This window comes from Klebsiella grimontii (genome assembly GCF_900200035.1).
GTDB lineage: Bacteria > Pseudomonadota > Gammaproteobacteria > Enterobacterales > Enterobacteriaceae > Klebsiella > Klebsiella grimontii.
Genome location: NZ_FZTC01000020.1, coordinates 1 through 21,091, shown reverse-complemented (window position 1 = coordinate 21,091; position 21,091 = coordinate 1). Strand labels below are relative to the sequence as shown.

The 21,091-nt window shown below is 60.3% G+C and carries 12 protein-coding genes and 1 other RNA gene; 9 read left to right on the top strand and 4 right to left on the bottom strand.

The features are described from left to right. Positions 1-2: 2 nt before the first annotated feature. From nirB to KOSB73_RS18810, 3 genes are all read left to right on the top strand, one after another. Positions 3-4,073 carry a nitrite reductase large subunit NirB gene (gene nirB, locus KOSB73_RS18820; RefSeq protein WP_098140827.1) on the top strand — a complete coding sequence of 1,357 codons (4,071 nt, stop codon included), beginning with the start codon at positions 3-5 and terminating at the stop codon, positions 4,071-4,073. Further along, complete coding sequence (locus tag KOSB73_RS18815) at positions 4,073-6,673, top strand: nitrate reductase (RefSeq protein ID WP_098140825.1); 2,601 nt, start codon at positions 4,073-4,075, stop codon at positions 6,671-6,673. Before nirB ends, KOSB73_RS18815 begins: the two co-directional genes overlap by 1 nt. Positions 6,674-6,835: 162 nt before the next feature. Next, a complete protein-coding gene (locus KOSB73_RS18810) occupies positions 6,836-8,155 on the top strand; it encodes a YchO/YchP family invasin (RefSeq protein ID WP_131930173.1) in 1,320 nt (439 codons plus the stop codon). On the opposite strand, the gene narL is transcribed toward KOSB73_RS18810, so the two are convergent. Next, positions 8,152-8,802: a two-component system response regulator NarL gene (gene narL, locus KOSB73_RS18805; RefSeq protein ID WP_004132998.1), complete on the bottom strand. Its 651-nt coding sequence runs from the start codon at positions 8,800-8,802 to the stop codon at positions 8,152-8,154. The two genes, KOSB73_RS18810 and narL, sit on opposite strands and share 4 nt — an antisense overlap. Positions 8,803-8,812: 10 nt before the next feature. Further along, positions 8,813-10,591, bottom strand: coding sequence for a nitrate/nitrite two-component system sensor histidine kinase NarX (narX, locus tag KOSB73_RS18800; protein ID WP_004133000.1), 1,779 nt, complete (start codon positions 10,589-10,591; stop codon positions 8,813-8,815). 311 nt (positions 10,592-10,902) lie between these two features. On the opposite strand from narX, the gene KOSB73_RS18795 reads away from it, so the two are divergent. The 5 genes from KOSB73_RS18795 to narI all read left to right on the top strand — a co-directional run bounded on the left by KOSB73_RS18795 (position 10,903) and on the right by narI (position 19,347). Then, on the top strand, positions 10,903-12,291 hold the full coding sequence (locus KOSB73_RS18795) for a NarK family nitrate/nitrite MFS transporter (RefSeq protein WP_004133002.1): 1,389 nt from the start codon (positions 10,903-10,905) through the stop codon (positions 12,289-12,291). A gap of 396 nt (positions 12,292-12,687) precedes the next feature. Continuing rightward, entirely contained in the window at positions 12,688-16,431 is a 3,744-nt protein-coding gene (locus KOSB73_RS18790; RefSeq protein WP_049103251.1) for a nitrate reductase subunit alpha, read from the top strand. Then, positions 16,428-17,963 (top strand): nitrate reductase subunit beta, encoded by a 1,536-nt coding sequence (gene narH, locus KOSB73_RS18785; RefSeq protein WP_064371821.1) that lies wholly within the window; start codon positions 16,428-16,430, stop codon positions 17,961-17,963. Before KOSB73_RS18790 ends, narH begins: the two co-directional genes overlap by 4 nt. Further along, positions 17,960-18,670, top strand: a complete 711-nt coding sequence (gene narJ, locus KOSB73_RS18780) for a nitrate reductase molybdenum cofactor assembly chaperone (RefSeq protein ID WP_004133005.1) — start codon at positions 17,960-17,962, stop codon at positions 18,668-18,670. The genes narH and narJ overlap by 4 nt, the downstream gene beginning before the upstream one ends. After that, complete coding sequence (gene narI, locus KOSB73_RS18775) at positions 18,670-19,347, top strand: respiratory nitrate reductase subunit gamma (protein ID WP_004121739.1); 678 nt, start codon at positions 18,670-18,672, stop codon at positions 19,345-19,347. The genes narJ and narI overlap by 1 nt, the downstream gene beginning before the upstream one ends. Here the strand turns inward: narI and KOSB73_RS18770 are convergent. Continuing rightward, positions 19,344-20,240, bottom strand: coding sequence for a DMT family transporter (locus tag KOSB73_RS18770; protein WP_024357872.1), 897 nt, complete (start codon positions 20,238-20,240; stop codon positions 19,344-19,346). The two genes, narI and KOSB73_RS18770, sit on opposite strands and share 4 nt — an antisense overlap. Positions 20,241-20,347: 107 nt before the next feature. Between KOSB73_RS18770 and KOSB73_RS18765 the strand changes: the two genes are divergently transcribed. Beyond that, the gene (locus tag KOSB73_RS18765; protein ID WP_004133011.1) at positions 20,348-20,791 is read left to right on the top strand and encodes an Lrp/AsnC family transcriptional regulator; all 444 of its coding nucleotides are present in this window, start codon (positions 20,348-20,350) and stop codon (positions 20,789-20,791) included. Positions 20,792-20,898: 107 nt separating this feature from the next. Here the strand turns inward: KOSB73_RS18765 and KOSB73_RS18760 are convergent. Next, positions 20,899-21,029: non-coding RNA, RtT sRNA (locus KOSB73_RS18760), on the bottom strand. Between the last annotated feature and the right edge of the window lie 62 nt (positions 21,030-21,091).

The following is a 21,091-nucleotide window of genomic DNA, read 5'->3' as shown; positions in this document are numbered from 1 at the left end:
CGATGACGCGGCAACTGGTGATTATCGGCAACGGTATGGCGGCCACGCGCCTGGCGCAGGCGCTGGTGGAGCGGGATGCGCGGCGGTTTAGCATCACCATTATCGGCGATGAACCGCGCCAGGCCTATAACCGCATTCAGCTTTCGCCGGTGCTTGGCGCGGAGAAAACCGCAGGCGCGACGCGACTGCTGCCCGCAGAGTGGTATTCGCAACATAACGTCACGGTACGCGCCGGTGAAACGGTTACCGCGGTGGATATGGCGGCCCGTACGCTGCAGACCACCGCAGGCGAACTTGGCTGGGATGAACTGGTGTTCGCCACGGGGTCGCTGCCGTTTCTACCGCCGCTGCCGGGCATCACGCTGCCGCACGTTTTTGCTTTCCGCACCCTGGCGGACGTCGAAGGCATTCTGGCCATCGACGGCCCGGCGGTGGTCATCGGCGGCGGCGTACTCGGCGTGGAGGCCGCCGCGGCGCTACGTCGTCATGGTGACAGTGTCACTTTACTGCACCGCGGAAGCTGGCTGATGGAGCAGCAGACTGATGCCTTTGTCGGCGAACAGCTGCAAATGCTGCTCGCCGAGCGCGGGATCGGCTGCGTGATGGAGAGCCGTATCGCCGCCATTGATGAACATCAGGTGCTGCTGGAGGACGGCCGCGCGTTTGCCGCCTCGCGGGTAGTACTGGCGACCGGCGTACAGCCGAACAAACGGCTGGCCGAGCGCAGCGGGCTGGCGTGCGGTCGCGGAATTCTCGTCGACCGCCGGCTGGCAACCGCGCAGCCGGGAGTCAGCGCCCTCGGCGAATGCTGTGAAATCGACGGTCAGACCTGGGGGCTGGTGGCGCCGTGCCTGCGCCAGGCGGAGGTGCTGGCGGACCGCCTGTGCGCTATCCCTGGCGAGGATTTCCGCTGGCAGGATAGCGGCACCCGCCTGAAGGTCACCGACATTGAACTGTTCAGCGCCGGCGAGCTGCGGGCCGATGAGCAGGATGACGTTTATACCAGTTGGGATCCGCTGGACCGCCACTACCGTCGCCTGCTGCTGCGCGACGGTAAGCTGCGCGGCGTACTGCTGCTCGGGGATTGCAGCAGCGCCGCGCCCCTCACCGCTCTGCTGGGGGCGTCAGCGCCCGCGCCGGCAGAGTGGCTTTTCGACCCCTCTTCAACGATGCAGCCGCGCGCTGTGGGACAAACTACGATGACAAAACCTGTATTAGTGCTGGTCGGACACGGTATGGTCGGCCACCATTTTCTTGAGCAATGCGTCAGCCGTGACCTTCATCAACAGTATCGGATTGTGGTGTTCTGCGAGGAGCGCTATGCCGCCTATGACCGGGTGCATCTGACGGAATATTTCGCCGGACGCAGCGCGGAATCGCTGTCGCTGGTGGAAGGGGATTTTTTCACTCAGCACGGTATTGAGCTGCGCCTGAGCGAATCGGTCGCCAGCATCGACCGCGAAGCGCGGGTGGTGCGCGATGCCTTCGGTCACGAAACCCACTGGGATAAGCTGGTGCTGGCGACGGGCTCTTACCCGTTTGTTCCGCCGGTGCCGGGCCATAATCTTGAGGGCTGTTTTGTTTACCGTACGCTGGACGACCTCGACCAGATTGCCGCCCGCGCCGCAACCGCCCGACGGGGCGTGGTGATCGGCGGCGGCCTGCTCGGGCTGGAAGCGGCCAATGCGTTGAAGCAACTGGGGCTGGAAACTCACGTTGTCGAGTTTGCGCCGAACCTGATGGCGGTGCAGCTGGACAACGGCGGCGCGGCGATGCTGCGGGAAAAAATCAGCGAGCTGGGCGTCGGAGTGCACACCAGCAAGGCGACGACGGAAATTGTTCGCAATGAGCAGGGGCTGCAGCTGAACTTCGCCGACGGCAGCTCGCTGGCGACGGATATGCTGGTGTTCTCCGCCGGTATTCGCCCGCAGGACGCGCTGGCGCGCAGCGGCGGACTGAGCGTAGGTGAACGCGGCGGGATCTGCATCGACAACCAGTGCCGTACCTCCGACCCGGACGTGCTGGCGATCGGCGAATGCGCCCTGTGGGAGAACAAAATTTATGGCCTGGTGGCGCCAGGCTATCAGATGGCGCGCGCCGCGGCGGCCACTCTGGCGGGCGAGGCGGGCAGCTTTAGCGGCGCGGATATGAGCACTAAGCTGAAGCTGCTGGGCGTTGATGTCGCCTCGTTCGGCGACGCCCAGGGGCGTACCCCGGGCTGTCAGAGCTATCAGTGGACGCACGGGCCGCAGCAGGTCTACAAAAAAATCGTGGTCAGCGCGGATGGCAAAAACCTGCTCGGCGGGGTGCTGGTCGGGGATGCCGGCGACTACGCCACGCTGCTCCAGATGATGCTTAACGGGATGGCTTTACCCAAACACCCGGAAAGCCTGATCCTTCCGGCGCTGGAGGGCAGCGCGCCGAAGGCGCTCGGGATCGCGGCGCTGCCGGACGGCGCGCAGATTTGCTCCTGTCACAACGTCAGCAAAGGCGATATCTGCCAGGCGGTGAGCGGCGGCGCGGGCGACATGGCGGCGATAAAAAGCCGCACCAAAGCGGCGACCGGCTGCGGCGGCTGTAGCGCGCTGGTGAAACAGGTGATGGAGTACCAGCTTGCCGAGCAGGGCGTCGAAGTTAAAAAGGATATCTGCGAGCACTTTCCGTGGTCGCGCCAGGAGATCTATCACCTGGTTCGCGTCAACCATATCCGCACCTTCGAACAGCTGATTGCCCGTTATGGACAGGGCCACGGCTGCGAGGTCTGTAAACCTCTGGTCGCCTCGGTACTGGCCTCCTGCTGGAATGAATATCTGCTGAAGCCGGCGCATCTGCCGCTTCAGGACACCAACGATCGCTACTTCGCCAATATTCAGAAAGACGGCACCTATTCGGTGGTGCCACGCATGGCGGCGGGAGAGGTGACGCCGGACGGTCTGATTGCGATCGGCCAGATCGCCAAACGCTATCAACTGTACAGTAAGGTGACCGGCGGCCAGCGTATCGACCTGTTCGGCGCGCGCCTGGAACAGCTCCCGGCAATCTGGCGCGAGCTGGCCGAGGCGGGATTCGAAACCGGCCACGCCTACGGCAAATCCCTGCGGACGGTGAAATCCTGCGTCGGTTCGACCTGGTGCCGCTACGGCGTCCAGGACTCCACCGGCCTGGCGGTCACCCTCGAACATCGCTACAAGGGGCTGCGCGCGCCGCACAAAATTAAAATGGCCGTCTCCGGCTGTACCCGCGAATGCGCGGAAGCCCAGGGGAAAGATATTGGGGTTATCGCCACGGAGAAGGGGTGGAACCTGTACGTTTGCGGCAACGGCGGCATGAAGCCGCGCCATGCCGACCTGTTCGCCAGCGATCTTGATGAAGCCACGCTTATCCGCAGTATTGACCGGCTGCTGATGTTCTATATTCGTACCGCCGATCGCCTGCAGCGCACCAGTACCTGGATGGATAACCTTGAGGGCGGGGTCGACTATCTGCGCGAGGTGATCCTCGAAGACAGCCTCGGCATCGGCGAAGAGCTGGAGCAGGAGATGGCGCGGGTGGTCGAGAGCTACCAGTGCGAATGGCAAACCACCCTTAACGATCCGCAGCGGCTGGCGCTGTTCCGCTCCTACGTGAACAGCGATGAGCCGGACGAAACCGTACAGCGGCAAACCCTGCGCGGCCAGCCGCAGCTGGCCCCCTTCGCGGCGCAGGGCGAACCGGCGCTGCCGTCGCGCCCGTGGCAGGCCATTTGCGATCTCGACGCCATTCCGCAGCAGGCGGGGATTGGCGCGCGGCTCGGCGAGCGGCAGATTGCACTGTTCCGCTTTGGCGACCAGGTGTATGCCCTCGATAACCTCGAACCGGGCAGCGAGGCCAACGTTCTGTCGCGCGGTCTGCTTGGCGATGCGGGCGGCGAACCGATCGTGATTTCGCCTCTGTATAAGCAGCGAATCCGCCTGCGCGATGGCCGCCAGTGCGACGGCGGCGAACAGGCGGTGCGCGCCTGGCCGGTCAAAGTGGAGAACGGCAAGGTGTGGGTTGGCAACCAGCAGCTGCTGGCGCGCGCGGAGGCCTCCTGATGACGGAAACCAGAACCACGTGCCCCTATTGCGGGGTTGGCTGCGGGGTTATCGCCAGTAGGGCGCCTCACGGTCAGGTGAGCGTGCGCGGCGATGAGCAGCACCCGGCAAACTTTGGCCGCCTGTGCGTTAAAGGAGCGGCGCTGGGCGAAACCGTCGGCCTGGAGGGACGAATGTTATTCCCGGAAGTCGACGGCGAACGCGCGACCTGGCCGCAGGCGCTGGCGGCGGCAGGTTCGCGCCTGCGGGAGATTATCGATCGGCACGGGCCGCAGGCGGTGGCGTTTTACGCCTCCGGCCAGCTGCTCACCGAGGACTATTATGCGGCGAATAAGCTGATGAAGGGGTTTATCGGCGCGGCGAATATCGATACCAATTCGCGGCTGTGCATGTCTTCAGCGGTCACCGGCTACAAACGGGCGCTGGGCGCGGACGTGGTACCGTGCAGCTATGAGGACGTGGAAAACAGCGATCTGGTGGTGCTGGTCGGGTCGAACGCCGCCTGGGCGCATCCGGTGCTTTATCAGCGGCTGGCGCAGGCGAAGCGCGACAATCCTCAGATGCGGGTAGTGGTCATTGATCCGCGTCGGACCGCCACCTGCGATATCGCCGACCGGCATCTGGCGCTGGCCCCCGGCAGCGACGGCGGGCTGTTTGTCGGCCTGCTGAACGCCATTGCCGCCAGCGGCGCCATCAGCGACGATTTTAACGATGCGCAGCGGGCGCTGACCATCGCCCAGGACTGGGACCTCGACAAAGTGGCGCAGTTCTGCGGCCTGCCGCGCCAGCAGATTGCCGATTTCTACCGCGAATTTATCGCCGCCCCGCGCGCCATCACGCTCTATACCATGGGAATCAACCAATCCGCCAGCGGCAGCGATAAATGCAACGCTATCATCAACGTACACCTGGCCTGCGGTAAATACGGGCGTCCGGGCTGCGGGCCGTTTTCGCTGACCGGTCAACCTAACGCCATGGGCGGGCGCGAGGTGGGCGGCCTGGCGACCATGCTGGCGGCGCATATGAACTTTGAACCCGACGATTTACGGCGCCTGGCGCGATTCTGGGGCAGCGAACGTCTGGCGCAAACGCCGGGGCTGACGGCGGTGGAGCTGTTCGCCGCCATTGGCCGCGGCGAGGTAAAAGCGGTGTGGATTATGGGCACCAATCCGGTGGTGTCGCTGCCGGACAGCCACGCGGTAAGCGAAGCGCTGGCGCGGTGTCCGCTGGTCATTGTCTCCGACGTCGTCGCTGATACCGATACCGGACGCTTCGCCCATATCCGTTTTCCCGCGCTGGCGTGGGGAGAGAAGAGCGGCACGGTGACCAACTCCGAACGGCGGATCTCCCGCCAGCGCGCTTTCATGCCGCCGCCGGGAGAGGCCAGGGCCGACTGGTGGATCGTCGCCCGCGTGGCCGAGGCGCTGGGCTTCGGCTCCGCCTTTGCCTGGCAGCATCCGCACGAGGTGTTCAGCGAACACGCCGCGCTTTCAGGATATGAAAACGATGGCCAGCGGGCGTTTGATATCGGCGGACTGGCGGATCTCAGCCGCGAAGCGTGGGATGCGCTGGAACCGGTGCGCTGGCCGGTGAGCCGCAGCGAAGCAGCCTGGAGTGTGCATAAGGGCTGGCATCGCGACGGTAAACTGCGGATGGTGCCGGTCGCGCCGCAACCTACCCGGGCGACCACCGATGCGTTCTATCCGCTGATCCTCAACAGCGGGCGGATCCGCGATCAATGGCACACCATGACCCGCACCGGCGCGGTGCCGCGTCTGATGCAGCATATTAACGAGCCGGTGGTGGAGGTCGCGCCGGCGGACGCGCAGCGTTATCACCTGCTGGAAGGTGAACTGGCGCGGGTCCGCTCACCGAAGGGGGTGATGGTCGCAAAAGTGACGATCGGCGACGGGCAACGGCCCGGGTCGCTGTTTGTGCCGATGCACTGGAATAATCAGTTTGCTCGTCAGGGACGGGTGAACAACCTGCTGGCTGCGGTCACCGACCCGCACTCCGGGCAGCCGGAAAGTAAACAGACGGCGGTGGCGATAGCCACCTGGCTTCCTGCGTGGAAAGGCGAGCTTTTTTCGCGCCAGCCGGTTCCGCTGCCCGCTTCGCTGCACTGGCGGCGGCGGGCGGCGCAGGGCATTATCCATCTTTCGCTGGCGGGGGATACCCGCTCCCGCGACTGGCTGGTGGAGTGGTGCCAGCGGCAGGGATGGCAGATGCAGGTAGCCGAGGGCGGCAAGGTCTGGAACCTGCTGGCGTGGCGGGCGGGAGAGCTGATGCTCGGCTGGTGGAGCGACGCCAGCGAGCCGGCTATCGATGCCGACTGGATTCACGCCGCGTTTCGCGTTCCGCCGCAGAACGCCGCCCGGCGCCACGCGTTATTGAGCGGCAGAAAAGGCGGCGTTGAGATGCCGCGCGGGCGTATTATCTGCAGCTGCTTTAGCGTGGGCGAACGGGCGATAGGCGAAGCCATTGTCGGCGGCTGCCGTACGCCCGGCGCGCTGGGGGGAAAACTGAAATGCGGCACCAACTGCGGCTCCTGCATCCCGGAGCTGAAAGCGCTGCTGGCGGCGAAGCTGGCGCAGGCCTGAGATTCAGCATATTCCTGGAATCGTCCGCAGGGCTGCGGGGGAGCGCAAAAAACGATAAACTCATGTTTTGCCGCCACCACTTCGTGAGTAGACGTAACCGATTTGAGCTCTCTGCCGTTCCGCGTAACCCCGCTTTTACCGCTTCTCCTGCTGCTGACAGGCATGCCCGCCCGCGCGCTGCAGGATAACCATGCGTTCTCTAAGGGTCCTGAGACCTTACCCGACCTCGGCCTCGCGCCGCAGGTGGATGACGACGCAAAGCACTTTGCCGAGATGGCGAAAAAATTTGGCGAAGCCAGTATGAGCGATAACGGGCTGACAACCAGCGAACAGGCGCGAGTATTTGCCATCGGTAAGCTGGGGAACGAGGTCAGCCACCAGTTGGAGAACTGGCTTTCGCCGTGGGGCAACGCCAACGTCGATCTGCTGGTCGACAAAGAGGGCAATTTTACCGGCAGTAAGGGGAGCTGGTTTGTCCCGTTGCAGGATAACGGCGACTACCTTACCTGGAATCAGTACTCGGTCACCCAGCGTGATACGGGTCTGGTCGGCAATATTGGTCTCGGCCAGCGCTGGCGGATGGGCTCCTGGCTGCTGGGCTACAACTCTTTCTACGATAAAGCCCTGGACGATCGCATGGCGCGCGGCAGCGTCGGGGCCGAAGCCTGGGGCGAGTCGCTGCGCCTGTCGGCGAACTACTACCAGCCGCTCGGCGGCTGGCAGCAGGGGAGTAGCCTGACCCAGCAGCAGCGTATGGCGAGCGGCTACGATGTGACCGCCCAGGCGCGGCTGCCGTTTTATCAGCACATTAATACCAGCGTCAGCGTGGAGCAGTATTTTGGCGATAGCGTCGATCTGTTCCATTCGGGTACCGGCTACCACAACCCGGTCGCGGTGTCGGTGGGGCTGAATTACACTCCCGTTCCGCTGGTGACGGTGACGGCTAAGCATAAGCAGGGCGAGAGCGGCGTCAGCCAAAATGATGTCGGGCTGAAGCTGAACTATCGCTTCGGCGTCCCGCTGAAGCAGCAGCTGGCGGCCGATGAAGTCGCCGTTAGCCGATCGCTTCGCGGCAGCCGCTACGACAGCCCGGAACGCGATAACCTGCCGGTCGTTGAATATCGCCAGCGCAAAACGCTGTCGGTTTATCTGGCGACGCCGCCCTGGGATCTTCAGCCGGGGGAGACGGTGCAGCTGAAACTACAGATTCGTAGCCTGCACGGCATTAAGTCGCTGAGCTGGCAGGGGGATACCCAGGCGCTAAGCCTGACCTCGCCGATTGAGGCCAACAGTACGGACGGCTGGACCGTGATTATGCCGCGCTGGAGCAGCGAAGCCGGGGCGAGCAACCGCTGGCATCTTTCGCTGGTGGTGGAGGATAAAACGGGTCAGCGCGTCTCATCCAATGAGATCGCACTGGCGCTGACGGAGCCGTTGGTACACGTACCGGCCGAGGGCGTTTCGTGGCCGCAACAGCCCTAGAATACGCGTTCCTGATGGACCCAAACCGCCGCTTCCACGCGCGATTTTAGCTTCATTTTCTTGAGCATATGCTTAACGTGCACTTTAACGGTGCTTTCGGTGATATCCAGACGGCGGGCAATCATTTTATTCGGCAGGCCCTGGGCAATCAGCTTGAGAATATCGCGCTCGCGCGGGGTCAACTGGCTGATGTCGCGGTCCGAGGTGGCGCGATTGGCGCGCAGGCTGGCCGCCAGCACCGGGGTTAACGCTTCGCTGAGCACCATTTCGCCCGCCGCCGCCTGCTGCAGCGCTTTCAGGAGATCTTCCGGTTCCATATCCTTCAGCAGATAGCCGTCGGCGCCGCGTTTCAGGGCGGTCACCACATCTTCTTCATGATTAGAGACGCTAAATACCACCACGCGGCCGGAAAGCGACTTCTCGCGCAGCCTGTCGAGGGTTTCCAGACCGTTCATGCCCGGCATATTGAGATCCAGCAGAATTAAATCCGGATCTAAGGCTTCCGCCATCGCAATACCCTGCTCGCCGTTGCTGGCTTCGCCGATCACCTGGATGTCCGGCGCCATGCTGATCAGCTGTTTGACGCCGGTGCGCAGCATGGGATGGTCGTCGATGAGAAGGATGGTTGCCCGTTCCTGTTGACTCATGGAGTTCTCCTTATTGAATTGAAAACGATTTTTCAGGGATAAAAGTAACCACCACTTCGGTTCCGCCGGTTTCCCGCCGCCGGACCTGGCAGTCCCCGCGCAGGCTCTGCGCGCGATCGCGCATGATAATCAAGCCGTAATGGTTGCTGCGTTCCGCGTGGTCCGGCACGCCGCGGCCGTTATCGGCGACCACCAGGCGGACCTGATTCTCCCGCAGCGTCACGCTGACGCTGACCTCAGTGGCGCTTGCGTGCTTCAGCGCGTTGCTGAGCGCCTCGCGGGCGATTTGCAGCAGATGAATGGCCTGGTGTGACGGCACAAAACGCGGCGGCAGCTGGTAATCCAGGCGCACCGCAAAACCGAAGTGGGCGCTGTATTCCTGGCAGCTGGCCTCCAGCGCCGGGCGTAGCCCCGGTTCGGTGAGCTGTAGCCGGAAGGTCGTCAGCAGTTCGCGCAGCTGGGCCCAGGAGGTATTGAGTTCATTACGAATTTGCCCCAGCAGCTGGCGGCTCGCTGCCGGCAGATCGTCGCCCTGCATCTGCAGGCAGCTGACCTGCATTTTCATACAGGAGAGCGACTGGGCGATGGAGTCGTGGAGTTCGCGGGCGATGGTGGCGCGCTCCTCCATGACGATAAGCTGCTGCTGGCGCTCCTGATGCCGATCGAGGGCGAGGGTGCCGGTGAGTTGTTCAACCAGCGTATCCACCAGCTGCTGCTGATCGTGGCTCAGATGGCGACCGGTGGGCAGGGTGGCCAGCAAAATACCGTACTGATTATGGGCGTCCGACAGCCGCCATTTTAAGGTGGTGCCGGTATCTGGCAGCGGCGGCAGGTCGCGCGGGCAGAGGTAGCAGCCTCTGTCGTCGCACTGAATATCGGAGTGGCAGGAAAACTCCTGATGATTGTCTTCATCTTCGAGGTCGTAAACGCGAACTTCAATATCGCGCAGCAGGGTTAACCCCTGCAACCCGTTCAGAACCGGAGAAATGCGCTCGCAGAGCGGCGCGTTCGAGTGCAGACGGCGGTTGGCCTGCCACAGGAAGGCGAGGATCTCGTTTTTCTGCTCCAGGCCCGCGGTTTTTTCCTGCACCCGGCGTTCCAGCACCGAATAGCTCTCCGCCAGCTCTTCAGACATATTGTTCAGCGCCATGCCGAGCGTCGCCATCTCGTTGCGTCCGCTAATCTGCGCGCGCTGGGTAAAATCGCGTCGGCTCACCGCGCGGGCCATACCCAGCAGCTGTTTCCACGGGCGCAACAGGCGCGCGCGCAGCCAGACGATGGTGAACACCAGCAGCAGCGCCATTCCCACAGCCATGATGCGCTGGATCCAGACAACGTGTTTAATCCGCTCTTCGGTGGTGTGATCGAAGGCGGTAACCAGCTGGTCTATACGGTCGACAAACCCGGCGACATCGGTCGCCACCGAGGCCTGATTTTGCGCTTTGCGCATGCCCGGCGCCAGCTCCAGCTGCCAGTAGTGCTGCAGCGCCTGGAGCTGCCGCTGCTGATCGTCATGGCGCGCGGCGTACTGCAGTTCCGGGCTAAAGACGGTTGCCGTCATTTCATCCAGTAGCTTTTCATCGTTTTCGCCCAGCGGTACTGCCGCCAGCAGGCGATAGCTCTGCATGCGCAGCGAACCGGCTTTATTAATGGCGTGCGCGCTGCCCTGGACGCCGTGCACCAGGCGAGAAGAGATCGCCATTCCGGCGACGCCGATGAGGGTAGCCAGCAGAACGATCAGCGCGAGTTGATTCACCAGCGTCAGCGGCGTAAAAAGACGTTTCAACATGGGGTACGAGGCTCCTGACCGGTAAATTATCCGGGAGTGGCGCTTATTCTCGGCCATCCCCCGGAGTATACCCATACCCCTAAAGGATTACCCCTTAATTGTCAGGGCGGGGTGGGCTGGTGGCAGGTGTTCGGGGAATTCCAGCACTGGCGTGAAAAACCACACTTTTTTCCGCAGAAATAGCTACTCACTTCGGGTGATGCGTTTTTTTTCGCCAAATCGGCGCCCACTTTTCCTTTGATTTATATCAACTTACCGCCGCCTGTAACCCATAAGGTAGCCAGGGTTAATACGAATTATCAGAGGTGTCTATGAGTCACTCTTCAATCCCGGAGAAGACTACCCGCTCAGTCATTAGCGACTGGCGTCCCGAAGATCCTGAATTCTGGCAGCAGCGCGGTCATCGCGTCGCCAGCCGCAATCTGTGGATCTCCGTTCCATGTCTTTTGCTGGCATTCTGCGTCTGGATGTTGTTCAGCGCCGTTGCCGTCAACCTGAATAAAGTCGGCTTTCAGTTTACCACCGACCAGTTGTTTATGCTGACCGCGCTTCCGGCGCTGTCCGGCGCGCTGCTGCGCGTGCCGTACGCGTTTATGGTGCCGCTGTTCGGCGGCCGTCGCTGGACCGCGTTCAGCACCGGGATCATGATCGTCCCCTGCGTCTGGTTAGGCTTCGCGGTGCAGGATACCGCTACGCCCTTCAGCGTTTTCGTGATTATTTCTCTGCTGTGCGGCTTTGCGGGGGCGAACTTTGCTTCCAGTATGGCTAACATCAGCTTCTTCTTTCCGAAACAGAAGCAGGGCGGCGCGCTGGGCATCAACGGCGGCCTCGGGAATATGGGCGTCAGCGTAATGCAGCTGGTTGCCCCTCTGGTGGTATCGCTGTCTATTTTCGCCGTCTTTGGCGGAACTGGCAGCGAGCAGCCGGATGGCTCCATGCTGTATCTGGAAAACGCGGCGTGGATCTGGGTGCCGTTCCTGATTATCTTCACCCTGGCGGCGTGGTTCTTTATGAACGACCTGTCGGCGTCGAAGGCCTCGCTGAGCGAGCAGCTACCGGTATTGAAGCGCGCGCATCTGTGGATTATGGCGCTGCTCTATCTTGCCACCTTCGGATCGTTTATAGGCTTCTCTGCGGGCTTCGCCATGCTGTCGAAGACCCAGTTTCCGGATGTGCAGATTCTGCACTATGCCTTCTTCGGGCCGTTTATCGGCGCCCTGGCGCGCTCAACCGGCGGGGCGATCTCCGACCGCCTCGGCGGGACGCGCGTGACGCTGGTGAACTTCGTGGTGATGGCTATCTTCTGCGGCCTGCTGTTCCTGACGCTGCCGACCCACGGCGAGGGCGGTAACTTTATCGCCTTCTTCGCGGTATTTATGGTGCTGTTCCTGACCGCCGGTCTGGGCAGCGCGTCGACCTTCCAGATGATCTCGGTTATTTTCCGCAAAATGACCATGGATCGCGTTAAGGCCCAGGGCGGCAGCGAAGCGCAGGCCATGCGTGAAGCGGCGACCGATACGGCGGCGGCGCTGGGCTTTATTTCGGCGATTGGCGCGATTGGCGGGTTCTTTATTCCCAAGGCGTTTGGTATTTCGCTGGATCTGACCGGTTCGCCGGCCGGCGCCATGAAGGTATTCCTGGTGTTCTATATCGCCTGCGTGGTGATTACCTGGGCGGTCTACGGACGTAAGCAGAAATAATATTTCTTTTTGAATTTCTGCAAAGGGCGCAACGATATTTGCGCCCTTTTTATTGGTTATTACTTAGTTACAACATACTAGTGGTTTTGGGGGATATTAAAAGCCGCCTGAAGTCACAAAAAAAATGACTTCAGGCGCGCCTACCCCTTAATACCGTGGGGAATAACAAACCCCGGGTTTCTGCAGGCTTTTTCATTAAATATCTTTAATTATCAATAAAATAATAAATAGAAATAAATACTACTTTGGTGGTAATTCGCGTTTTACCTCGCTTTTATAAGCCCTATGCTCTTGATCGTTATCAATTCTCGCCCTCTTTCATAGCGTTACCTTCGCTGCAAATCCAGCAATGTCGATTTATCAGAGAGCCGTCAGGCTCCACACAGGAGAAACCCGATGAGTAAATTCCTGGACCGGTTTCGCTACTTCAAACAGAAGGGTGAAACCTTTGCCGATGGGCACGGCCAGCTTCTAAAAACCAACCGGGACTGGGAGGATGGATACCGTCAACGTTGGCAGCACGATAAAGTTGTGCGCTCCACCCACGGCGTCAACTGCACCGGCTCGTGCAGCTGGAAGATTTATGTCAAAAATGGTCTCGTCACCTGGGAAACCCAGCAGACTGACTATCCGCGCACCCGTCCGGATATGCCAAACCACGAGCCGCGCGGCTGCCCGCGCGGCGCCAGCTACTCTTGGTACCTCTACAGCGCCAACCGCCTGAAGTATCCGCTGATGCGCAAACGCCTGATGAAGATGTGGCGTGAAGCGAAGGCGCAGCACAGCGATCCGGTTGACGCATGGGCCTCGATTATTGAAGACGCTGATAAAGCGAAAAGCTTCAAGCAAGCGCGTGGTCGCGGCGGTTTCGTGCGTTCATCCTGGCAAGAGGTGAACGAGTTGATTGCCGCCTCTAACGTCTATACCGTCAAAACCTACGGCCCGGACCGCGTGGCGGGCTTCTCGCCCATCCCGGCGATGTCGATGGTCTCCTATGCCTCCGGCGCGCGCTATCTGTCGCTGATCGGCGGCACCTGCCTGAGCTTCTACGACTGGTACTGCGACCTGCCGCCTGCCTCTCCGCAGACCTGGGGCGAGCAAACCGACGTGCCGGAATCGGCCGACTGGTATAACTCCAGCTACATCATCGCCTGGGGTTCCAACGTTCCGCAGACCCGTACCCCGGATGCCCACTTCTTTACCGAAGTGCGCTATAAGGGCACCAAAACCGTTGCTATCACCCCTGACTACGCCGAAATCGCCAAGCTTTGCGATCTGTGGCTGGCGCCGAAGCAGGGTACGGATGCGGCGATGGCGCTGGCGATGGGCCACGTGATGCTGCGCGAGTTCCATCTCGATAAACCGAGCCAGTATTTCACCGATTACGTGCGTCGCTACACCGACATGCCGATGCTGGTGATGCTCGAAGAGCGCGATGGCTATTACGCGGCGGGCCGTATGCTGCGCGCGGCGGATCTGGTCGATGCGCTAGGTCAGGAAAAGAATCCGGAATGGAAAACCGTCGCTTTTGATGAGAAGGGCGAAATCACCGTACCGAACGGTTCTATCGGCTTCCGCTGGGGCGATAAAGGCAAATGGAACCTTGAACAGCGCGACGGTAAAACCGGCGAAGATGTCGAACTGCGCCTGAGCCTGCTGGGTAGCCATGACGATATCGCCAACGTCGGCTTCCCCTATTTTGGCGGCGAAGGTACCGAGCACTTTAATAAAGTCGAACTGGAAAACGTGCTGCTGCACAAACTGCCGGTCAAACGCCTGCAGAAAGCCGACGGCTCTAGCGTGCTGGTCGCCACCGTGTACGATCTGACCATGGCCAACTACGGTCTGGATCGCGGTCTGGGCGATGAAAACTGCGCCAGCGGCTATGATGACGTGAAAGCGTATACCCCGGCATGGGCGGAGAAAATCACCGGCGTTTCCCGGGCGCATATTATCCGTACCGCGCGCGAGTTCGCCGATAACGCCGATAAGACCCACGGCCGTTCGATGATCATCGTCGGCGCCGGTCTGAACCACTGGTTCCACCTCGATATGAACTATCGCGGCCTTATCAATATGCTGATCTTCTGCGGCTGCGTCGGGCAGAGCGGCGGCGGCTGGGCGCACTACGTGGGCCAGGAAAAACTGCGTCCGCAGACCGGCTGGCAGCCGCTGGCGTTTGCCCTCGACTGGCAGCGTCCGGCGCGTCATATGAACAGCACGTCGTACTTTTATAACCACTCCAGCCAGTGGCGCTATGAAACCGTCACCGCGCAGGAGCTGCTGTCGCCGTTAGCGGATAAATCCCGCTACAGCGGCCACCTGATTGACTTCAACGTGCGCGCTGAACGTATGGGCTGGCTGCCGTCGGCGCCGCAGCTGGGCACCAACCCGCTGCGCATTGCGCAAGAGGCGAAAAAAGCGGGCATGACGCCGGTCGACTACACCGTCAAATCCCTGAAAGAGGGCTCCATTCGCTTTGCCGCTGAGCAGCCGGAAAACGGTAAGAACCATCCGCGCAACCTGTTCATCTGGCGTTCCAACCTGCTGGGCTCTTCCGGTAAGGGCCACGAGTACATGCTGAAGTATCTGCTGGGTACGGAAAACGGTATTCAGGGCAAAGATCTTGGCAAGCAGGGCGGCGTGAAGCCGGAAGAGGTGGAGTGGAAAGACAACGGTCTCGACGGCAAGCTGGATCTGGTGGTGACGCTGGACTTCCGTTTGTCGAGCACCTGCCTCTACTCTGACATCGTGCTGCCGACCGCCACCTGGTATGAAAAAGACGACATGAATACCTCGGATATGCATCCGTTTATTCATCCGCTGTCTGCCGCCGTCGATCCGGCCTGGGAATCGAAAAGCGATTGGGATATCTACAAGGACATCGCGAAGAAATTCTCTGAAGTCTGCGTAGGACACCTGGGCAAAGAGACCGACGTAGTGACGCTGCCCATCCAGCACGACTCCGCCGCCGAACTGGCGCAGCCGCTGGACGTTAAGGACTGGAAAAAGGGCGAATGCGAGCTGATTCCGGGGAAAACCGCGCCGCATATTCTGACCGTCGAACGCGATTATCCGGCGACATACGAACGCTTCACCTCTATCGGCCCGCTGATGGAGAAAATCGGCAACGGCGGTAAAGGTATCGCCTGGAATACCCAGAGCGAGATGGATCTGCTGCGTAAGCTCAACTACACCAAAGCGGACGGTCCGGCCAAAGGTCAGCCGATGCTTAATACCGCAATTGACGCGGCGGAGATGGTGCTGACCCTGGCGCCGGAAACCAACGGTCACGTGGCGGTGAAAGCCTGGGCGGCGCTCAGCGAGTTTACCGGTCGCGACCATACGCATCTGGCGAAGAATAAAGAGGAAGAGAAAATTCGCTTCCGCGATATTCAGGCCCAGCCGCGCAAAATTATCTCCAGCCCGACCTGGTCAGGGCTTGAAGATGAGCACGTTTCCTATAACGCCGGCTACACCAACGTTCATGAGCTGATCCCGTGGCGCACGCTTTCCGGCCGCCAGCAGCTGTATCAGGATCACCAGTGGATGCGCGACTTCGGCGAAAGCCTGCTGGTCTATCGTCCGCCAATCGACACCCGTTCGGTGAAAGCGGTGATGGGTAAGAAATCCAACGGCAACCCGGAAAAAGCGCTGAACTTCCTGACGCCGCACCAGAAGTGGGGGATCCACTCCACCTACAGCGACAACCTGCTGATGCTGACGCTGTCCCGCGGCGGCCCGATTGTGTGGATGAGCGAGGCGGATGCCAAAGATCTGGGGATTGAGGATAACGACTGGATTGAAGTGTTCAACAGCAACGGCGCGCTGACCGCCCGCGCGGTGGTCAGCCAGCGCGTGCCGGCCGGGATGACCATGATGTATCACGCCCAGGAACGTATCGTAAACCTGCCGGGTTCAGAGGTAACCGAGCAGCGCGGCGGGATTCATAACTCCGTGACCCGTATTACGCCGAAGCCGACCCATATGATCGGCGGCTATGCCCAGTTGGCCTACGGCTTTAACTACTACGGCACGGTAGGGTCTAACCGCGATGAGTTCGTGGTGGTACGTAAGATGAAGAATATTAACTGGTTAGATGGCGAAGGTAACGACCAGGTACAGGAGAGCGTAAAATGAAAATTCGTTCACAAGTCGGCATGGTGCTGAATCTCGATAAGTGCATCGGCTGTCATACCTGCTCGGTCACCTGTAAAAACGTCTGGACCAGCCGCGAGGGGATGGAGTACGCGTGGTTTAACAACGTTGAAAGTAAACCGGGCGTCGGTTTCCCGAACGACTGGGAGAATCAGGAAAAGTGGAAGGGCGGCTGGATCCGTAAGATCAACGGCAAGCTGCAGCCGCGCATGGGCAACCGCGCGATGCTGCTAGGTAAAATCTTTGCTAACCCGCATCTGCCGGGCATCGACGATTACTACGAGCCGTTTGACTACGACTACCAGAACCTGCACAACGCGCCGGAGGGCAAACATCAGCCGATCGCCCGTCCGCGCTCGCTGATCACCGGCCAGCGGATGGATAAAATCACCAGCGGCCCGAACTGGGAAGAGATTCTGGGCGGCGAGTTCGAGAAACGCGCCAAAGACCAGAACTTCGAGAACATGCAGAAGGCGATGTACGGTCAGTTCGAAAACACCTTTATGATGTATCTGCCGCGCCTGTGCGAGCACTGCCTGAACCCGGCGTGCGTCGCGACCTGCCCGAGCGGCGCCATCTATAAACGTGAAGAAGACGGCATCGTGCTGATCGACCAGGACAAGTGCCGCGGCTGGCGTATGTGCATCACCGGCTGTCCGTACAAGAAAATCTACTTCAACTGGAAGAGCGGCAAATCCGAGAAGTGCATCTTCTGCTACCCGCGTATCGAATCCGGGATGCCGACCGTCTGCTCGGAAACCTGCGTGGGGCGTATTCGCTACCTCGGCGTGCTGCTGTATGACGCGGACGCCATTGAAAATGCCGCCAGCGCGGAGAATGAGAAAGACCTGTATCAGCGTCAGCTGGACGTGTTCCTCAACCCGAACGACCCGAAAGTGATTGAGCAGGCGCTGAAAGACGGCGTGCCGCAGGGCGTTATCGAGGCCGCCCAGCAGTCGCCGGTTTACAAAATGGCGATGGACTGGAGGCTGGCGCTGCCGCTGCATCCGGAATATCGCACGCTGCCGATGGTCTGGTACGTGCCGCCTCTGTCGCCGATTCAGTCAGCCGCCGATGCGGGTGAACTGGGCAGCAACGGCATTCTGCCGGACGTAGAAAGTCTGCGTATTCCGGTTCAGTATCTGGCCAACCTGCTGACCGCGGGCGATACCCAGCCGGTGCTGCTGGCGCTGAAGCGCATGCTGGCGATGCGTCACTTCAAGCGCGCGGAAACGGTGGACGGCGTCGTGGATACCCGGGCGCTGGAAGAGGTTGGACTGACTGAAGCCCAGGCGCAGGAGATGTATCGCTATCTGGCGATCGCCAACTACGAAGACCGTTTCGTGGTGCCGAGCAGCCACCGCGAGCAGGCCCGCGACGCCTTCCCGGAGAAAAGCGGTTGCGGTTTTACCTTCGGCGACGGCTGCCACGGTTCTGACAGCCAGTTCAATCTGTTCAACAGCCGCCGTATCGATGCTATCGACGTCACCAGCAAAACGGAGCCGCACCCATGATTGAACTCGTCATTGTGTCGCGTCTTCTCGAGTACCCTGACGCTGCCTTATGGCAGCATCAGCAGGAGCTGTTTGACGCTATCGCCGCTTCGGAAAAACTGGCGCCGGAGGATGCCCATAAGCTGAGCGTTTTCCTGCGCGACCTGACCGCCCAGGACGTGCTGGACGCGCAGTCTCGCTACAGCGAACTGTTCGATCGCGGCCGTGCGACCTCGCTGCTGCTGTTTGAGCACGTGCACGGCGAATCCCGCGATCGCGGCCAGGCGATGGTAGACCTGATGGCGCAGTACGAGCGCCACGGTCTGCAGCTGGACAGCCGCGAACTGCCGGATCATCTCCCGCTGTATCTGGAGTATCTGGCGCAGCTGCCGGAAGCGGAAGCGCGCGGCGGATTGCAGGATATCGCGCCGATACTCGGCCTGCTTAGCGCTCGCTTACAACAACGCGAAAGCGGCTACGCGGCGCTGTTTGAGCTGCTGCTCAAGCTGGCGAACGCGCAGGTCGATAGCCGGAAAGTGGCGGAAAAAATCGCCGATGAAGCCCGCGACGATACGCCGCAGGCGCTGGACGCCGTCTGGGAAGAAGAACAGGTGAAATTCTTTGCCGATCGGGGCTGCGATGATTCGGAGATCGCCGCTCACCAGCGTCGTTTTGCCGGAGCCGTTGCCCCGCAATATTTGAATATCTCTAACGGAGGACAGCAATAATGCACTTCCTGAATATGTTCTTCTTTGACATTTATCCGTACATCGCCGGGACGGTGTTCCTCGTCGGCAGCTGGCTGCGCTACGACTATGGGCAGTACACCTGGCGCGCGGCCTCCAGCCAGATGCTGGACCGTAAAGGGATGAATCTGGCTTCGAACCTGTTTCATATCGGGATTCTCGGGATCTTTGCCGGCCACTTTCTCGGTATGCTGACGCCGCACTGGATGTACGAATCCTTCCTGCCGATCGACGTGAAGCAGAAGATGGCGATGATTGCGGGCGGCGCCTGCGGCGTGATGACGCTGGTGGGCGGCCTGCTGCTGCTCAAGCGTCGTCTGCTGAGCCCGCGCGTTCGCGCCACCACCACCGGAGCGGATATTCTGATCCTCTCCCTGCTGATGGTGCAGTGCGCGCTGGGCCTGCTGACTATTCCATTCTCCGCTCAGCATATGGACGGTAGCGAAATGATGAAGCTGGTGGGCTGGGCGCAGTCGGTGGTGACCTTCCACGGCGGCGCTTCACAGCATCTGGACGGCGTGGCGTTTATTTTCCGCGTGCACCTGGTTCTGGGCATGACGCTGTTTGTGCTGTTCCCGTTCTCCCGTCTGGTGCATATCTGGAGCGCGCCGGTCGAGTACCTGACGCGCAAATACCAGATTGTTCGCGCCCGTCGCTAATTCGCTGTTTTGATACCAACCCCGCCTTGGCGGGGTTTTTTTTCGCCCCAGCCAAGATTGTTGCCTGCCGCAGCCAACAGGATCAGCGCGCCGCCGAACAACTGGATCAGGTTTAGCGAATGGCCAAATACCCGGTTATCGACAACGATCGCCACGACGGGATAGATAAATGACAGCGAGCCGATAATAGGGGTGGGAAGCTTCTGTATCGCGCTGTACAGCAGTTGATACATTACGCCGGTATGCACGATCCCCAGCGTTAATAGCATCACCCATGGGAAAGGAGGCGTGAGCGACGGCATATGCGCCAGCGGTAAAAGCATTACCACGCCGGTGAGCACCTGAATAAAGGCGATATGCTGCGGCGCGAGGGATTTGAGCTTGCGGGTAATTATTGCCGTGAGCGCGTAGAAGAAGGCCGCGCCCAGCGCGAGGCCGATACCGGCGAGCCAGTCGGCGCCACGAGCGCCGGTTAACTCCGTGGAGAGCAAAATGACCACGCCGCCAAAGGCGAGGAACAGCCACCCCCATTTCACCAGGCTGACGCGCTCACCGAAAAGCATCCCCATCAATACCAGCATAAACGGCTGGGTGTTATACACCACGGTAGAAAGACCAATAGAGATCCGTTCATAGGCGGCGAAGAGCAGGAGCCAGTTCACCACTAAGGCCACGCCGCCGAGAATAGCCAGCAGCAGCGTAATGCGGGTGAGTGGGCTAAACGGTTTTCGACTCATCCGAATAAAAATAAACAGTGCAATAGCCCCGATAAGACAGCGCCAGAATACGACTTCGGTCACCGGCAGGCCGGAAAGTAAAACAAACGCGCCAATCGATCCGGAAATTAACATCGCCAGGCTCATTTGCCAGACGCCTTTATGTAAATCACGCATCATCCACCTCCTGATTAATGACGCTATTGTTGAAAATTGCTGTCGGCTTTTACAGGGGTGATATAAGGTTGAAAACGTAAATGGCTTTTTAAAATTAGGTGAAAATGATGGATAACCTTATTGATGATATCGACCGACAAATTTTAGCCTGTCTGGTGGAGGATGCGCGCGTCTCGCTGAAGGTGCTGAGCGGTCATATTGGCCTGACCTCGCCCAGCACGGCGGAGCGTCTGAAAAGGCTTGAGGAGCGCGGGGTGATTCAGGGTTACGGCGCGCGGGTGAATCTTGCGGCGTTAGGCTATACGCTGCAGGCGCTGGTGCGGGTTCGCCCATTGCCTGGGTTGTTACATAAAGTGGATAAGTACATTCAGGCGATGCCGGAGTGCATTGAAAGCGACAAAGTGACCGGCGAGGATTGCTTTGTCATCAGGCTGGTGGTGCGGTCGATAGAGCAGTTGGATACGCTGCTCGATGGCCTGGCGGAGCATGCCCAGTGCAATACCTCTATCGTGAAGAGTTCGCCGGTCAAGCGCCGGCTGCCGCCGATGTAGCCGTGCGTCGCCGGGTGGCGGCAGAGTCTTACCCGGCCTACGACAAGGCAACGACATAACGGGTGGCAATGTATTTTTCAGGGATAATTAAGCTACAGAAGAAATGATGGTGGTGGGGGAAGGATTACTCGTCGCGCTGCGCCTCGCCCTTCGGGTCGTTGCCTGCGGCAACGCTTTCTCGCTTCGCTCGAATCGAACCTTAGTCGAAGCTTCTCATCCTTCCCACATGGGATGAATACGGGGCGCTGAGCGAAGTGTGAATTTAAAACGATATACAAGTGATGGTGGTGGGGGAAGGAT

Coding starts and splice junctions, on each gene's coding strand:
- KOSB73_RS18810 (WP_131930173.1), top strand. CDS start 6,836: ATGCCCGCCCGCGCGCTGCAGGATAACCATGCGTTCTCTAAGGGTCCT.
- KOSB73_RS18790 (WP_049103251.1), top strand. CDS start 12,688: ATGAGTAAATTCCTGGACCGGTTTCGCTACTTCAAACAGAAGGGTGAA.
- narI (WP_004121739.1), top strand. CDS start 18,670: ATGCACTTCCTGAATATGTTCTTCTTTGACATTTATCCGTACATCGCC.
- narJ (WP_004133005.1), top strand. CDS start 17,960: ATGATTGAACTCGTCATTGTGTCGCGTCTTCTCGAGTACCCTGACGCT.
- narH (WP_064371821.1), top strand. CDS start 16,428: ATGAAAATTCGTTCACAAGTCGGCATGGTGCTGAATCTCGATAAGTGC.
- KOSB73_RS18815 (WP_098140825.1), top strand. CDS start 4,073: ATGACGGAAACCAGAACCACGTGCCCCTATTGCGGGGTTGGCTGCGGG.
- nirB (WP_098140827.1), top strand. CDS start 3: ATGACGCGGCAACTGGTGATTATCGGCAACGGTATGGCGGCCACGCGC.
- narX (WP_004133000.1), bottom strand. CDS start 10,591: ATGTTGAAACGTCTTTTTACGCCGCTGACGCTGGTGAATCAACTCGCG.
- KOSB73_RS18795 (WP_004133002.1), top strand. CDS start 10,903: ATGAGTCACTCTTCAATCCCGGAGAAGACTACCCGCTCAGTCATTAGC.
- narL (WP_004132998.1), bottom strand. CDS start 8,802: ATGAGTCAACAGGAACGGGCAACCATCCTTCTCATCGACGACCATCCC.
- KOSB73_RS18765 (WP_004133011.1), top strand. CDS start 20,348: ATGGATAACCTTATTGATGATATCGACCGACAAATTTTAGCCTGTCTG.
- KOSB73_RS18770 (WP_024357872.1), bottom strand. CDS start 20,240: ATGCGTGATTTACATAAAGGCGTCTGGCAAATGAGCCTGGCGATGTTA.